Consider the following 15,260-nt stretch of genomic DNA (forward strand, 5'->3'; position numbering starts at 1 on the left):
ATTCACGCGCCCGGCGGCAACGCCTGAAAACTGGCGGCGGATGCGACATCGCTGCCGGTTTGCATCACCTCCACCGTCTGATGCGGCGCTTTGATACCCGCAGCATCGAAGTGTTTTTTCACCTTATCATCCAGCGCAAACCGCACCGACCACTGCTTCAGCGGTTGGGTGGTGAAGGAGACACGCACGGTGAAGGATTGGTTGGTCAGCCCGACCAGTCCGGCAAAGCTGGGTTCCCCAATCACCATGCCGCGAATCTCCGGATTTTCCAGCAATTCTTGCACCGCCGCTTGTAAGGTGGCATTCACTTTTTCCGTGTCTTCGCTGCGGTCAACATCATAGTTGGCGACGAACGAGCCGATGCCGCGCACAAAGTTGGCGAAGGTGGTGATCGAGGACCAGGGAATAATATTTAACGCACCGGTATCCTGGCGTACTCCGACGGAGCGAATCGACATCCGTTCCACCGTGCCGGTGATGGTGCCGATAGTCACCAGGTCGCCGGTATTCATCCCGTTCTCAAACTGGATAAACACGCCGGTGATGATGTCTTTCACCAGCGTTTGCGAACCAAAGGATACCGCCAGCCCCAGCGCGCCTGCGCCCGCCAGCAATGGGGCGATATTCACCCCAACCTCAGACAACAAAATCATAATGGTGATGGTGCTGATCACCACTGCCAGCGCGTTGCGGAATAGCGTCAGCAGCGTGCGGGTACGAGCGCTTGGCATTGGACGACCGTGGGAATCCGATGCCAGACGGCTCTCAATCAGGCTCGCCAGCAGCGTCCAGCCAATCGCCGACAGCAACACAATCATCACGATGCGGATCAGCACGTCGACCATCTTCTGTCCGGTGCCAAAGGTCAGCCAGTGCCAGAGGTCAAACAGGTTCCACGCATTCAGTAACAACAACAGGGTCGCCAGCACGGTTATCACCCGCGCCAGTTTGAGCAGCGCTTTTACCCAGTCGTTGACGCGTTTTTGTAACTCCGGGTAGTTACGGCGCAACTCAGGGGAGAGCGTGAGCGTTTTACCAATCCAGCGCGTTAACATGCCGGAAATCAGCGCGGCGATACCAATAATCGCCAGGCTGCGCACCGTGGCTGACATCATAAACTTCAGGCTGTCACCGGGATTAAAAATGGAAAGCAGAAACAGGGCGATAAAGTAAGCGCTTGCCAGCCAGTGCCACACCATAGCGTAGGCGCGGATAAACAGCGCAAAAAAACTCAGGCTGCGATCGGCAAGGCGCGCGAGGGCATCATGGATGCGGCGTTTGTTGCGAAAAATCAGCCACAGCGCCCAGACGGTCATAATGCCCATCACCAGGACATTAACCAGTGCCGCGACCTGCATATTCACCTGATTAGACACGACAGGTACCACCACCAGCAAACCGTAGCCGATGATGCCACTTAACCAGCTCAGACGGGTATTCCAGTAACGAGCGCGATCGTCTGGCAAATGGAAAAAACGTAACGTTGGGTAGTTGGGGCAAAAGATTAAGCGCAGCACCGCTTTGAAGAACTCAATTAACGCAAAGGCATTGAGAAACAATCCCTGTTGATAAGCAATGGTGCGGTTATCACCGTGGTAGTTGTCGCTGATGATCTGGCCAATAAACAGCGTTAACGCCAGCAGCAGCAAATCGATAATAAACGCCAGCGTGATGGTCGCGGGCAGATGCAGCCAGTTATTGTGATCGCGGTTTTTATCACGGCCCCATTGTCCCATGCGATGCCAAAACGGTGACATCAGGCGGCGTACCAGCCAGTAAAAGGCAAACACCGCCACTGCCAGCACCACAAAATGCTTCAGGGCATTAAAGAAGGTTTGCTGGTTGAAAGGTTTGTGCGGGGCATTGGCGATGTTGTTATGCAACTGGGCAAATTGTGACGCCACCTCGCCACCATATTCTCGGGTCACGCTGGTGACGCTCTCCAGCACGGTAGGATCTTCATCTGTCGCTTTTGGCGGTTCGAGTACCGGTGCTGCGCTGGTGGAAGGGGTACTGGCGGCCTGGCGTAACTGATCAATCAACTCCTGACGAGAGTCGTTATTTTCCAGTATGTTAGCCAGTGCGGCATAGGCGGCTTTTTTCTCTTCCAGGGTTGGGGTGCTGTCACTGTTGGCGGGGGGAGAGGATTGCTGTGCGGCAACTGCCGCCTGTGTGGCCGGGATCAGCAGCAGGCAGATAAGACTGAGGCTCCAACAGATGGCACGACGCCATTGTGGGCGGGCAAACGACATGGCTTTCTCCTTCAGCTTCGCACAAGGGGAAAGTATAGACAGTGGGGGAGGGAGATGAGTCCGAAAGGGGGATGCCGTAACGGCGCGCGATATACCGCACCGTTACGGCACAACAGCGGATTAAGATACGTGCTGCAAAAACTCGCGCAGACGATCGCTCGGCGGGTTGGTGATCAACGCGTCCGGGTCGCCATCTTCGGCGATGGTGCCTTTATCGATAAAGATCAGGCGCGAGGCGACTTTCTGTGCGAAACCCACTTCGTGCGTCACGATGACCATCGTCATGCCTTCTTCGGCCAGGTCCTGCATCACTTTCAGCACTTCATGGCGCAGTTCAGGGTCGAGGGCAGAGGTTGGCTCATCGAACAACATCATTTTCGGCTTTACCGCCAGTGCGCGCGCAATGGCGACGCGTTGTTGCTGACCACCGGAAAGTTCAGACGGGAAATGGTGCGCGCGTTCGGCAAGGCCCACTTTACCCAGCAGCTCACGCGCCAGCTTCTGCGCATCTTCTTTCTTCGCACCGCGCACGCGGATCGGACCGAAGGCCACGTTATCCAGGGCGCTCATCTGCGGAAACAGGTGGAACTGCTGAAACACCATGCCCGCTTCCTGACGGATCAGGCGTTCGTCGACTTTCGGGTCGTTCACCTTCATGCCATCGACAATCAGATCGCCGGTGGTGATCTCTTCCAGCTTGTTAATGCAGCGCAGCAGCGTTGATTTACCGGAACCGGATGGGCCGATAATCACCACCACTTCACCCTGATTAATTTTCAGGTTGATGTCGTGCAGAACCTGGGTCTGGCCGAAGTTTTTAGAGACGTTTTTAAATTCAATCACAGGATTTTCACCCTTTTCTCAATACGGCGCAGCACAAAGCTCAACACCAGCGTAATAACCAGATAGATGATGGCAACGGCGCTCCAGATCTCCAGCGCGCGGAAGTTACCGGCGATGATTTCCTGGCCCTGGCGGGTCAGTTCTGCCACACCAATCACGATAAACAGCGAGGTGTCCTTGATGCTGACAATCCACTGGTTACCCAGCGGCGGCAGCATACGACGCAGCGCCAGCGGCATGATCACGTAACGCAGCGTTTCGCGACGAGACAGACCCAATGCCAGACCGGCTTCACGGAAGCCTTTGTTGATTGACAGCACCGCACCGCGCGTGATTTCCGCGATGTAGGCACCCGAGTTGATCATAATGGTCACCACCGCAGCGGTGAACGGATCAATCCGCAGGTCCGGGAAGGCCATCGGCAGGGCGAAGTAAATAAACATCACCTGCACCACAATTGGCGTGCCGCGAATCAATTCAATGAAAACCAGTGCGATGTTGTTAGCGATCCAGCCGCCGTAAGCGCGGGCGAAACCGGCCACCAGGCCGATAATCAAACCGCCGACCAGGCCGAGGACCGAAATAATCAGGGTCATTTTGGCGCCTTCCAGCAAAATCGGCAGGGCAGGCCAAATGACGCTCCAGTCAAACTCCATGGTGGAACTCCAGAATTTGTTGCGATGGAAAAAGCAGGGCTGAATCAGCCCTGCTGCAAAGATAAAAATAGAACAAGATGCGAATTATTTAGGCTCGCTGCCGAACCATTTTTTATAGATGGTGTTGTAAGTGCCGTTGTCACGCAGGGTTTTCAGCGCGCCGTTCACTTTTTCACGCAGGTCGTCGCTGCCTTTCGGGAACGCGATACCGTACTGCTGAGCTGAGATTGACTCACCAACGGCTTTGAAGCGACCTTTGCCCGCGGTGTGGATGAAGTACAGGATGTTCGGGGTATCGTGCAGCACGGCGTCAGCACGGTTGGTGCCTAACTCCATGTATGCGTTGTCGATGTTCGGGAACTGACGCAGATCTTTCGATTTGATGTGCGCTTTGGCGTAATCAACAGAACCGGTGCCGCTTTTCACTGCCACCACTTTGCCGTTCAGATCATCGATGCTTTTGATGTTGTTTTCGTTGCTACGCACCATCACCAGCAGACCGCTTTTGTAGTAGCCGTCAGAGAAATCGATGGCTTTTTTACGTTCATCGGTAATGGTGATACCTGCCAGCGCCACATCGACGTTGCGGGTTTGCAGTGCCGGGATGATGCCGCTGAAATCCATTGGCTTCAGGGTGTAGTCCAGTTTCAGTTCTTTAGCGATAGCGGCCCACAGGTCGATATCAAAACCGACATATTGGTCACCCTGCTTAAATTCGAACGGAACGAAAGCGGTGTCAGTGGCGACAACCAGTTTTTTATCTGCTGCGGTGGATGAAAGAGAGAAGGCCAGCGCCAGGGCTGCCACGGAGACTTTAATCAGTGACTTCATCATTTTTCCTTATTACCTTCCAGACCTGCTGGCCTGATTTGCGGCTGATCATATGAAAAAACTATGCCAACTTTTCATTTGTCGCGAAATCAGCAGGTTGCATAACGTTGCTGACACGATTTTGCTTACAGAAAACGAAATGCACCATTATGAAGCACCAAAATGGTGCGCGGTGCCTTTGTGGTGCAGGGCACAGTGTGCCCCAGAGCGCAGGGCAGGAAAAGCAGGGATGAAGAAATTGTTAACGGTGTCAAAAAAAGCACCAGGATGTTACACAGGCATAAAAAAGGCGGGTTAAACCCGCCTGATTAAGAATTTACTGATTATTCGATATTAGATTCGATAAACCACAAGAACTTATCGAGATCGCGTGATGCGGCGGTGAATATATCCGCGCTATCTTCATCGCTCACTTCACTGATGGCTTTACGGACATCGTTTGCCACGATGGCATAACGGTCGGCCAGCGCTTTCAGATGATCCTGCACGCTGTGGATATTTAGCGGGTAGCTTTTCAGTGGCGTTTTATCGTTGACCACCTGAGTGGTGCCCAGCGCAACGCCGCCCAGCTGTACCACACGTTCAGCAATGGTGTCCTGATGATCGGTAATCGCGGTACGGAAGCCGTCCAGCATTTCATGCACCGCAATAAAGTTCGCGCCGCGCATGTTCCAGTGCGCCTGTTTGGTGATCAGCGACAGGTCAATAAACTCCACTACCAGACGGTTGAGCACCTCAATGGTGGCTTTCTTCTCGCTATCAGCCACGTCGTTACGGGTGTAAATCAGATCGGAAGATTTTGTTTTAACCAGTTTTGCGGTACTCATCATTAAATTCCTCTTGTTGATGGGTTGTCCTAATCAAGCACGGGAATAAGTATAGCAGCACCTCCCCGGCTTGCAGGATTGATTCAGTCAATATCAGGAATAGGTAAACACCCATTGATCATCGCCGGGAGATTAAATGCTGTGAGGGGAAGTTAATTACAAAAACTAGTTTTATCATGCAGATAAAATATATCTGTTAATTGTCTTTCATGAATGTTGCAAAATAATAACAAAACAGGCTGGCAGGAAATAAAAATTGATAATGAGAATGGTTGATATATTCAGCCAGTCAGAGGGCTGGCTGAATATATCGATATTTATTGTGGGGGATTTAAATCTACTTCGTTAATTTGTGGGCTTTTCGGTTTCATCGTTAGCGTGGAACCGGCTGAGGCGATAATGATCGCCAGTAGGGCAAACCCTTGTTTTAACGTCAGTAATTCACCAAGGAATAACATGCCGGAGAGCGCGGCCATGGCGGGTTCCAGGCTCATCAACGTGCCAAAGATGCGCGCGGGTAAGCGGGTGAGCGCCATCATCTCCAGCGAATAAGGAATGGCGCTGGAGAGTAAGGCAATCAGCAGGGCCAGCGGCAAAATTTCCCAGTGCCAGATACCGCTATGCGCAAAGGTCAGACCGAGAGGGACAAAAATAACCGAGGCGATTAAGGAACCCATCGCTACCGTCGCCGGGCCGTGTTCAGCCCCCGCGCGCTGACCCGCCAGAATGTAGATCGCCCAGCAGGCACCAGCCGTAACGGCCAGCAATGCACCCAGCGGGTCGATATGGCTCATTCCTTCACCGATCGGCAGCAGAAACCATAAACCGATTACTGCCAGCAGCACCCAGAGAAAGTCCAGTGGACGTCGGGAACCCAGCAACGCCAGCGTCAGCGGCCCGGTAAACTCCAGTCCAACCGCGACACCCAGCGGCACGGTACGGATGGAGAGATAGAAGGAATAATTCATGCAACCGAGCGCCAGGCCATACATCAGCAGTGGCATACGTTGTTCACGGGTAAAACGCAGACGCCAGGGTTTAAAGATGGCGCAGAGGATAAGGGTACCCAACCCAAGACGCAGGGCGGTGATGCCAGGCGCACCGACGGTGGGGAACAACGATTTCGCCAACGATGCGCCGCCTTGTAGCGACAGCATGGCAATCAGCAGCACGGCGATCGGGAAAACCACCGGCGTCAGTTTTTTGGCAGTCAGAGGTGCAGACATGCTGGAATCAATCCCTGTTGTTATTAACATCGAAGTAACAGCCAGCAGTGTAAAGGAATTGCGCGCAAATAAGGAGGCGCACTTTCGGCAAAAATAATCGCAACGGCAGCTGAAAAAACAGCCAATTTCAGGTCCATTTCCGTAAAGAAATGTCAGCCAGGATTAGGAATTTACTTAAAGGTGTAAATGGCGGGAAGAAAGTTCATTGCAGTTTGATGACGCTTTTTATAAGAAAAATGAATGACATAGGAAACTTCATTAACTTTCTGTTACACCAAACAATCTGTTAGACAACAAATTAACGGCAGAGTTTCGCGCTATTTTTTGTTATATTTTTAGGCGTTGTCAGGAGAGAAGTTTTATCACATTTGAGGTGGTTATGAAAAAAATTGCATGTCTTTCAGCACTGGCTTGTGTACTGGCAGTCGCAGCAGGTTCTGCCATGGCGCAGAGCACCGTTACCGGTGGTTACGCTCAGAGCGATTACCAGGGTGTTGCCAACAAAGCTAACGGTTTCAACCTGAAATACCGTTACGAAGACGGTACTAACCCGCTGGGTTGGATCGGTTCTTTCACCTACACCGAGAAAGATCGCACTGACGCTGGCGTGTACAACAAAGGCCAGTACTACGGCATCACTGGTGGTCCGGCTTACCGTCTGAACGACTGGGCAAGCATCTACGGTGTTGTAGGTCTGGGCTACGGTAAATACCAGTCTAACGGTGCTGACCGTCAGAAATCTGACACCAGCGACGTAGGTTTCTCTTACGGTGCAGGTTTGCAGTTCAACCCGATTCAGAACGTTGCACTGGACGTGGGCTACGAGCAGAGCCGCATCCGCAGCGTCGACGTAGGCACCTGGATTGCTGGCGTAGGCTACAGCTTCTAAGTTTTTGCTTAGACCAGAGTTGCAAACGAAACGGCCCCGATGGGGCCGTTTTTTTATGTCTTTTTCGCAGACAAACAAAAGCAGCGCGATCAATCGCGCCGCATTCAAAATTAGTCAGGGGATGCGCTTAGCCGCGCCAGATCAGATTCGGGCAGGGGCGCTCGGCAAGTTTTTTGCCGGTGAGCTTTTCGATCAACATCAGACGCAGCGCGAACGGTGAGCGGCTCAACAGGCACAGCAGCGATTTCAGCTCGAAAGCTGGCGCGCTTTTTTCCGCCTGGAAGCATTTGCCACAGTCAAGGCAGCTTTTCATGGTGGTCATATTCACCTCCCGATTATTGACGACGTAACAGTAAGCACAGACCTGCGATAAACAACAGGAAAAGGAGCAACAGCAAATAAGGGTCATGCATGGTTTGCCTCCTTTGTGAGCATTGCTGCTTACATTATCAGCGAATATAGCACCGGCTATACCCTTTAGCCAAGGCTATTTAGGAAAATTTTGTGCTTATTTGTGCCTGGTTTACAATGAGCGCAGCTAGCCCGTACCGCAGTTCTGGTATGGCAAATAATAAAGAGGAAGCTGAATGAGTCGTCGTGCCAAGAGCGCCATTACCCCGCCGCAGGGGCCGCTTAAAGATATAGAGGAGCATGTCGAAGGATTTCGCCAGGTGCGCGAAGCACATCGTCGTGAATTAATTGATGACTACGTTGAGTTAATCTCTGATTTGATTCGTGAATTTGGTGAGGCGCGCCAGGTAGATATGGCTGCGCGGCTCGGTGTTTCCCAACCGACCGTAGCGAAAATGTTGAAGCGCCTCGGCAGCACCGGACTGGTTGAGCAGGTGCCCTATCGCGGGGTCTTCCTGACGCGTGAAGGGGAGAAACTGGCGGAAGAGAGCCGTGCGCGTCATCACATTGTAGAAACTTTTCTGTTGGCGCTGGGCATCAGTCCCGAAACGGCGCGCCGTGATTCGGAAGGTATTGAACATCATGTCAGTGATGAAACCCTCGCCGTGTTTAAGAAGTTTTATGAGAGTCGCTAACTGTTAAGGCTTTTCGCCATCATGCCCATCGTGCTTCGTTCTTTCATGCGTGATCGCATTTTGCATTTGTTGTTGCTGTTGGGTGTGATATTGCTGCCATTTGCGGATTTCCGCTGGCAGCAGTTGCCGGGAGCCGTGGACTGGCACACCATCATGACGCTCACCGGGTTGTTGATGTTGACCAAAGGCCTGGAAAACAGCGGCTATTTTGATGTGCTGGGCGCGCGGCTAATCCAGCGATTTCAGCATGAACGGGCGCTGGCGTTGTTTATGGTCTGTGCCGCTGCGCTGCTTTCTACTTTTCTCACCAATGATGTTGCGCTGTTTATTCTGGTGCCGCTGACCCTGACGCTGCGTAAGTTTTCCCGCCTGCCGATTTCGCGCCTGATCATCTTCGAAGCGCTGGCGGTCAATGCCGGATCGCTGCTTACGCCAGTGGGGAACCCACAAAATATCCTGTTATGGAGCCACGGTTCGCTGAGCGTCTCCGCCTTTATTCTGCAAATGCTGCCGATTGCGGCCTGGCTGATGTTGACACTGATGGCGTTGACCTGGTGGAGTTTTTCGCCGCGTGCCATCCAGAAACATGACGCCGGGCAGGAACATCAGTGGCAAAAGCCGCTGTTTATCCTCAGCGTGGTGTTGTACCTGCTGTTTGTGGTGGCGCTGGAGCTGAAGCTAACGGGGTGGGCGCTGCTGTTGGTTGCGGGGTGTTTTTTTACTGCTGGCCCGTCAGGTACTGATCAGCATCGACTGGAGTTTGCTGCTGGTATTTGTAGCGATGTTTATCGACGTCTTTTTACTGATGCATCTGTCGCTGCTACAGCCGCATTTCGCCGCCATTGGCCAGTTAGGTGAGGGTGGGTTGTATCTGCTGGCGATTGGTCTGTCGCAAATCATCAGTAATGTGCCCTCAACTATCCTGTTGTTGCAAAAGGTGCCGCCCTCCGATGTTCTGGCCTGGGCAGTCAATATCGGTGGATTTGGCTTGCTGCCGGGGTCGCTGGCCAACCTGATTGCGTTGCGAATGGCACAGGATCGCCGCGTCTGGTGGCGCTTCCACCTCTTTTCACTGCCGATGCTGGCGTGGTCGATGCTCAGTGGCTGGCTGCTGTTGCAATGGCTGCGCTAAACCAGCGAATTCTCTTCACCTGAGGCGGTTAGTCACCGCCTTTTCAGTATGTTATCGCGCCTTTGAGCTGAAAATGCGTGCTTTCACTGTTTTGTAAAGAAACACTGGAATTTGTCAATTTGTTATCTAAGGTTAACTTGACCGCTTACGCCCGGGGATCGGGGCCAGGATTAAGATGACAATTTATGAGTGATAACAAAAATCAGCCGTCTGTACACGCGGCACAAAACCCACATCAGCCAGAAGAATCGAACGTCAATTCATCAAATAATAATGAGCCGGAACGTAAACGACCAGGTAAAAAGCCGTTGGTTATCCTGGTAATTGTTGCCGTGATCATGCTGCTGGTGATTTTCTGGTTCTGGTTTAGCAATCGCAACATTGAAACCACCGATGATGCCTTTACCGAAGGCAATGCCGTCACCATCGCACCGAAAGCCGCAGGTTATGTGGTGAATCTGTTGGTACGAGATAACCAGCGGGTGAAGAAAGGCGATTTGCTGGTTGAGATTGATCCGCGTGATAACGTGGCACAACGCGATCAGGCGAAAGCCCAGCTCGGGCTGGCGCAAGCGCAGCTGCATCAGGCGCAGGCGCAACTGGCGTTGTCCCGCGTACAATATCCGGCACAGCGCGACCAGGCATTAGCCGATCAAGCGAAAGCGCAGGCAAATTTGCTCAATGCCCAGGCCGATTTTCGCCGGCAACATGCGGTTGATCCGCGCGCCACCTCGCAGCGCAATATTGACAGCGCGACGGTGCAATTACGCTCCGCCGAAGCACAGTTGCTTAGCGCGAAGGCGCAGGTTGAGGTGGCATCGCAGGTGCAATTGCAGCTTCGTGCCCAGGAAACCAATGTCGAAGCGCGTCAACAGCAGGTTGAGCAGGCGCAGGCGCAACTGAATACCGCCGAACTGAATCTGTCTTACACCCAGGTGCGTGCGCCATACGAGGGTTTCGTCACCAAACGTAATGTCCATATCGGTTCACTGGTGCAGGCGGGAACTGCGTTGTTCTCGCTGGTTTCGCCCGATATCTGGATTACCGCCAACTTTAAAGAGTCGCAACTGGAGCGGATGAATCCGGGCGATAAAGTGGAAATCAGTGTTGATGCCTGGCCGAGCCTCAAGCTGGAAGGGCATGTAGACAGTATCCAGATGGGGACCGGTTCGCGCTTCTCCACCTTCCCGGCAGAGAATGCCACCGGTAACTATGTGAAAATCGTCCAGCGTGTGCCGGTGAAAATTGTCATCGATAAAGGTCTTGATGCCAACCATCCATTGCCGCTGGGACTGTCAGTTGAACCGAAGGTGACTGTGGAATGAGTGCGAGCCAGAGCTGGAAGCCCGCCAGCAATCCCTGGCTGGTGGCGATCACGGTAACGTTGGCGGTGTTTATGGAGATCCTTGACACCACCATCGTGAACGTCGCGCTGCCACATATCGCCGGATCGCTCTCCTCCAGTTATGACGAATCCACCTGGGTGCTGACGTCATACCTGGTGGCGAACGGCATCGTCCTGCCTATTTCGGCCTTCTTTACCCGCCTGTTTGGTCGCAAACAGTTTTTCCTGATCTGTATCGTGATGTTCACCGTCTGTTCATTTCTGTGCGGCATTGCGACGGAGCTGTGGCAAATCATTCTGTTTCGCGTGATGCAGGGATTTTTTGGCGGTGGTCTGCAACCAACGCAGCAATCGGTGCTGCTCGACTATTTCAAACCGGAAGATCGCGGCAAGGCATTTGGCCTCTCCTCGATTGCGATTATTGTGGCACCGGTGATTGGTCCCACGTTGGGCGGTTGGATCACCGACAACTACAGCTGGCGCTGGGTATTCTTTATCAACATCCCGGTCGGGATTCTGACGGTGCTGGCAATTTACCAGTTGCTGGAAGATCCGCCGTGGGAAAGCAAATGGGAAAAAGGCCGCCTGAAGATTGATTACATCGGTATCGGGCTGATCACCCTTGGGCTGGGATGTTTGCAGGTGATGCTGGACCGTGGTGAAGATGCCGACTGGTTCGCCTCCCACTTTATTCGCCTGTTTGCCGGGTTGGCGGTGGTGGGGATTGTCGGTGCCGTTTACTGGCTGCTCTACGTGCGTAAGCCGGTGGTGGATCTGACGGTGATGAAGGATCGCAACTTCTGGGTCGCCGGGTTGCTGATGGCGGGTATGGCGATGATTCTGTACGGCAGTTCGGTGGTGTTGCCGCAGTTAGCGCAGCAGGATCTGGGTTATACCGCCACCTGGTCTGGCCTGGTGCTGTCGCCCGGCGCGGTGCTGATTGTGCTGACCATCCCGCTGGTGCTGAAGCTGATGCCCATTGTGCAGACACGTTACATCATCGCCTTTGGTTTCAGTTGCCTGGCGCTGGCGTTCTGCTATTCCACCCGCCTGACGCCGAATGTCGATTTCACCACCCTGGTATTGATGCGCAGTGCGCAGTCGATTGGCCTTGGCTTCCTGTTTGTGCCACTGACCACCATTGCGTTTATCACCGTACCGCAGCGCTTAAACGCTGATGCAGCTGCGTTATTTACCATGTTCCGTAACGTGGCGGGATCAATCGGTATCTCGCTGTCAACGGCGGCGATCACCGAGCGAATGCAGACGCAGTCGGCCAATATGGTGCACAACATGACGCCGCTCAATGAGCCATTTAACCTCACGTTGCAGCACTGGGCGCAGGCGATCCGTGATTACACCACGGCGGTGGGCGATCCGCTGCAAATTGCCAGCGGTCAGCTTTACCAGGAGATGATCGCCCAGTCACGCATCCTTGCCTATATCGATGTCTTTATGGGGCTGAGCATTGTGGCAGTACTGTTGATTCCTTTTTGCTGGTTGCTTTCGCCGATTAAGAGTGAAGGCAGTGCAGGAGCCCATTAAAATGAACAAGTTCGTGCGCAGCGCGCCGTCACTCAGTGTCATCTCGCTCGCGCTATTGTTGGCCGGGTGTGCGGTGGGGCCAGATTATCAGCCACCCCATGCACAAACGCCTGCCAGCTACCGTGATCTCCCCTCGCAGGAAGCGTCAAAACCGTTGTCAGCGGCGACCAACCCGCTATGGTGGAAAAGTTTTAACGATCCGTTACTCGACAGTCTGATCACCCGTGCGATAGCCGATAACCTGACGCTGCAACAGGCGGTGCTGCGCATTGCCGGGGCGCGTGAGCAGCTGGCGCAGGCGAGTGGCGGGCTGTTTCCGACGCTGAGCGGTTCGGCCAAAATGACCCGTCAGCAGCTTGGGTTGAAGGGGTTGCTGGAATCGAACGGTGTATACAATCAGGTCGATAGCGATGTGGCGGGTCAGCTCAATGGTTTGACGCATTCGGTGAATTTGTATCAGGGAAGCTTCGATGCCAGTTGGGAACTGGATCTGTGGGGCAAAGTGCGACGTCAGATCGAGATGGCCAATGCGCAGCAGCAGGCGGCGATTGAGCAGCGTAACGATGCACTGGTTTCGCTGCAAGCTGAAGTGGCGCGAGCGTATCTGCAACTGCGCGGTGCGCAGGCGGTGCTGCAAACTTTGCAGGAGCAGATTACCGTCGCGCAACAAACCTCAGAACTGACCCAGAGCCAGCAGCGCAACGGTATGGCACCGCTGACTGATGTTGAGAACGCCCGTGCGCAGTTGTCATCCCTTAACGCGCAGTTGCCGCAATACCAGGCGCAGGAGCGCCAGGCGATGAATGGGCTGGCGGTGCTGTTGGGGAAAACCCCTGGCGCGCTGGACAGTGAACTGGCGAGCGTAAAACCGCTGCCTGCGTTACCGAAACTGATATCAGTGGGTATTCCTTCCACGCTGGCGCGACGTCGACCGGACATTCGTCAGGCGGAAGCCACGCTGCACGCGCAAACCGCCAATATTGGTGTGTCGGTGGCAGAGCTGTTCCCCAGCTTGTCACTGACCGGGCAACTTGGCGTGCGTAACACCGACGCCAGCTATCTGGACAACTGGAGCAGCCACTTTTATAGCATCGGCCCGTCGCTCTCGATCCCGATCTTTCAGGGCGGGCAACTGGTGTCCAGCGTGAAACTGGCGCGCGCGCAGCAGGCCAATGCGGCGCTTGAGTATCGTCAGACGGTGCTCACGGCCTTACAGGACGTGGAAAACGCGCTGGTCAGTTATCGCGCTGACCAACAGCAGGTGACGGCGCTGGATGAAACCACCGGGGCGCTACAACGGGCTTTTGATCTCGCGACTGACAGCTATCGCCAGGGGATTTCCACCTTCCTCGACGTGCTGGATGCACAACGTCAGCTGGCGCAGGCGCAGGCGCAATCCACTCAGGCGCGGATGCAAACGGCTTTAGACCTGGTGGCGTTGTATAAAGCGCTCGGCGGTGGCTGGGAACCGTATCAGACGGTCAATCTGCCTGACTACGCGGTATTTGGTCCGGCAACTGAAGTCAAATAATCTGTCAGGGCCGCAGCGGGTACAGTTGCGGCTCACGATGTTGACTCCCGCGTATTCTTTATTTTCCTGAGCGTGAATTCCGTGACCTCTCTGACTTTACACGCCAATGGCCAGAACATTATTTGTCCGGCTGTTTGTCATGATGAGCAACAACAACCGGCAAGACGAAAGCCATAAAGAAAAGTCGCTGAACATGCCGATGAAAATGTGATACAGGCCGGTGAAATACCGGTCTTTTTTATGTTTGTTTGCGTAAAAATGTGACTTAACCTGGTTATGCTATAAATAAGCATTGCATAGCTAAAAACATGTTTTCATCAGTCCATTAATCTTTGTTTACCTTTGTGCTCACTTCTGCCGCAGAGACAATATCCTCTGAAAATCGATGCAGGATTTCGCTGAGGGTACAAGTTGTCGGTGTTAATTTGGGGTAAATAAAGCGGCCCGCCTGGTTTAATCAACTGCGTGATCATTATCGTTATCCCTTAAGAATTATCCGCGATGTAAAATTAATTTATTTTTTTATTTGAATTGGGTAATCTTGCCACTACAGTTTATTTAAACCCCCTTAAGCAAGGACATTGTAATGAGTGACGTATTCTTTAAAGTTCTGAACAACATTCGCACATTACGTGCACAGGCACGCGATCTGCCACTGACTGACCTCGAAGAGATTCTGGAAAAATTAACCGTGGTCGTCACCGAGCGTCGTGAAGAAGTACAAGCGGAAGAAGCGCAGAATCGCGAAAAAGAAGAGAAGCTGTCTAAATACCGCGAAATGTTGCTGGCTGACGGTATTGATCCGAACGAATTACTGGGTGCGCTGGAAACCGGTAAAAAACGCGCCAAGCGTGCGCCGCGTCCGGCAAAATATTCTTACACTGATGAAAACGGTGAAGAGAAGTCATGGACTGGTCAGGGCCGTACTCCTGCTGCGATTAAAAAAGCACTGGATGCTGGCAAAAGCCTCGACAGCTTCCTGATCAAATAATCTGCACAATCCTTGTAAGCGGGAGCCGAAGGTGACATCACCTTCGGCTTTTTTTATGGGTTAATAAACAACGGCTTGTTGTACCTGGCCCGCACAATGGTGGCATCCCGGTGCCTGCTTCTGGCATAATGCCCGCTGTTTTTTCC

The 15,260-nt window shown here is 53.2% G+C and carries 13 protein-coding genes and 1 pseudogene; 7 read left to right on the forward strand and 7 right to left on the reverse strand.

Features of this window, described 5'->3' with window-relative positions:
* Window positions 1–2 precede the first annotated feature (2 nt).
* From ybiO to rhtA, 6 genes are all read right to left on the reverse strand, one after another.
* Window positions 3–2,252, reverse strand: a complete 2,250-nt coding sequence (gene ybiO, locus AC6I8R_RS06445) for a mechanosensitive channel protein (RefSeq protein ID WP_497832032.1) — start codon at window positions 2,250–2,252, stop codon at window positions 3–5.
* A gap of 120 nt (window positions 2,253–2,372) precedes the next feature.
* The gene (gene glnQ, locus AC6I8R_RS06450) at window positions 2,373–3,095 is read right to left on the reverse strand and encodes a glutamine ABC transporter ATP-binding protein GlnQ (RefSeq protein WP_013508434.1); all 723 of its coding nucleotides are present in this window, start codon (window positions 3,093–3,095) and stop codon (window positions 2,373–2,375) included.
* Window positions 3,092–3,751 (reverse strand): glutamine ABC transporter permease GlnP, encoded by a 660-nt coding sequence (gene glnP, locus AC6I8R_RS06455; RefSeq protein WP_013508435.1) that lies wholly within the window; start codon window positions 3,749–3,751, stop codon window positions 3,092–3,094. Before glnP ends, glnQ begins: the two co-directional genes overlap by 4 nt.
* Before the next feature lie 84 nt (window positions 3,752–3,835).
* Window positions 3,836–4,582 carry a glutamine ABC transporter substrate-binding protein GlnH gene (gene glnH / locus AC6I8R_RS06460; RefSeq protein ID WP_013508436.1) on the reverse strand — a complete coding sequence of 249 codons (747 nt, stop codon included), beginning with the start codon at window positions 4,580–4,582 and terminating at the stop codon, window positions 3,836–3,838.
* Between the two features lie 323 nt (window positions 4,583–4,905).
* Complete coding sequence (dps, locus tag AC6I8R_RS06465; RefSeq protein WP_036624544.1) at window positions 4,906–5,409, reverse strand: DNA starvation/stationary phase protection protein Dps; 504 nt, start codon at window positions 5,407–5,409, stop codon at window positions 4,906–4,908.
* Between the two features lie 317 nt (window positions 5,410–5,726).
* Entirely contained in the window at window positions 5,727–6,635 is a 909-nt protein-coding gene (rhtA, locus tag AC6I8R_RS06470) for a threonine/homoserine exporter RhtA (protein WP_415173798.1), read from the reverse strand.
* Window positions 6,636–7,014: 379 nt separating this feature from the next.
* On the opposite strand from rhtA, the gene ompX reads away from it, so the two are divergent.
* Window positions 7,015–7,524, forward strand: coding sequence for an outer membrane protein OmpX (gene ompX, locus AC6I8R_RS06475; protein ID WP_021182536.1), 510 nt, complete (start codon window positions 7,015–7,017; stop codon window positions 7,522–7,524).
* Window positions 7,525–7,651: 127 nt separating this feature from the next.
* On the opposite strand, the gene AC6I8R_RS06480 is transcribed toward ompX, so the two are convergent.
* Window positions 7,652–7,846: a hypothetical protein gene (locus AC6I8R_RS06480; RefSeq protein ID WP_021182537.1), complete on the reverse strand. Its 195-nt coding sequence runs from the start codon at window positions 7,844–7,846 to the stop codon at window positions 7,652–7,654.
* Window positions 7,847–8,111: 265 nt separating this feature from the next.
* Here AC6I8R_RS06480 and mntR point away from each other — a divergent pair, with 265 nt between their 5' ends.
* The 6 genes and pseudogenes from mntR (at window position 8,112) to AC6I8R_RS06510 (ending at window position 15,114) form a co-directional block, all read left to right on the forward strand.
* Window positions 8,112–8,570 (forward strand): manganese-binding transcriptional regulator MntR, encoded by a 459-nt coding sequence (gene mntR / locus AC6I8R_RS06485; protein WP_013508441.1) that lies wholly within the window; start codon window positions 8,112–8,114, stop codon window positions 8,568–8,570.
* A gap of 21 nt (window positions 8,571–8,591) precedes the next feature.
* A pseudogene (locus tag AC6I8R_RS06490) lies at window positions 8,592–9,702 on the forward strand (SLC13 family permease).
* A 185-nt stretch (window positions 9,703–9,887) separates the two neighbouring features.
* Entirely contained in the window at window positions 9,888–11,027 is a 1,140-nt protein-coding gene (locus AC6I8R_RS06495) for an HlyD family secretion protein (RefSeq protein ID WP_497832033.1), read from the forward strand.
* Window positions 11,024–12,592: a DHA2 family efflux MFS transporter permease subunit gene (locus tag AC6I8R_RS06500; protein WP_208725098.1), complete on the forward strand. Its 1,569-nt coding sequence runs from the start codon at window positions 11,024–11,026 to the stop codon at window positions 12,590–12,592. The genes AC6I8R_RS06495 and AC6I8R_RS06500 overlap by 4 nt, the downstream gene beginning before the upstream one ends.
* Before the next feature lies 1 nt (window position 12,593).
* Window positions 12,594–14,123, forward strand: coding sequence for an efflux transporter outer membrane subunit (locus tag AC6I8R_RS06505; RefSeq protein WP_415173801.1), 1,530 nt, complete (start codon window positions 12,594–12,596; stop codon window positions 14,121–14,123).
* Between the two features lie 586 nt (window positions 14,124–14,709).
* Window positions 14,710–15,114, forward strand: coding sequence for an H-NS family histone-like protein (locus tag AC6I8R_RS06510; protein WP_021182542.1), 405 nt, complete (start codon window positions 14,710–14,712; stop codon window positions 15,112–15,114).
* Window positions 15,115–15,260 lie beyond the last annotated feature (146 nt).

This window comes from Pantoea sp. X-Soil-OKNW-713, from assembly GCF_059730685.1.

Coding starts and splice junctions, on each gene's coding strand:
- ybiO (WP_497832032.1), bottom strand. CDS start 2,252: ATGTCGTTTGCCCGCCCACAATGGCGTCGTGCCATCTGTTGGAGCCTC.
- glnP (WP_013508435.1), bottom strand. CDS start 3,751: ATGGAGTTTGACTGGAGCGTCATTTGGCCTGCCCTGCCGATTTTGCTG.
- glnH (WP_013508436.1), bottom strand. CDS start 4,582: ATGAAGTCACTGATTAAAGTCTCCGTGGCAGCCCTGGCGCTGGCCTTC.
- dps (WP_036624544.1), bottom strand. CDS start 5,409: ATGAGTACCGCAAAACTGGTTAAAACAAAATCTTCCGATCTGATTTAC.
- rhtA (WP_415173798.1), bottom strand. CDS start 6,635: ATGTCTGCACCTCTGACTGCCAAAAAACTGACGCCGGTGGTTTTCCCG.
- ompX (WP_021182536.1), top strand. CDS start 7,015: ATGAAAAAAATTGCATGTCTTTCAGCACTGGCTTGTGTACTGGCAGTC.
- AC6I8R_RS06480 (WP_021182537.1), bottom strand. CDS start 7,846: ATGACCACCATGAAAAGCTGCCTTGACTGTGGCAAATGCTTCCAGGCG.
- mntR (WP_013508441.1), top strand. CDS start 8,112: ATGAGTCGTCGTGCCAAGAGCGCCATTACCCCGCCGCAGGGGCCGCTT.
- AC6I8R_RS06495 (WP_497832033.1), top strand. CDS start 9,888: ATGAGTGATAACAAAAATCAGCCGTCTGTACACGCGGCACAAAACCCA.
- AC6I8R_RS06500 (WP_208725098.1), top strand. CDS start 11,024: ATGAGTGCGAGCCAGAGCTGGAAGCCCGCCAGCAATCCCTGGCTGGTG.
- AC6I8R_RS06505 (WP_415173801.1), top strand. CDS start 12,594: ATGAACAAGTTCGTGCGCAGCGCGCCGTCACTCAGTGTCATCTCGCTC.
- AC6I8R_RS06510 (WP_021182542.1), top strand. CDS start 14,710: ATGAGTGACGTATTCTTTAAAGTTCTGAACAACATTCGCACATTACGT.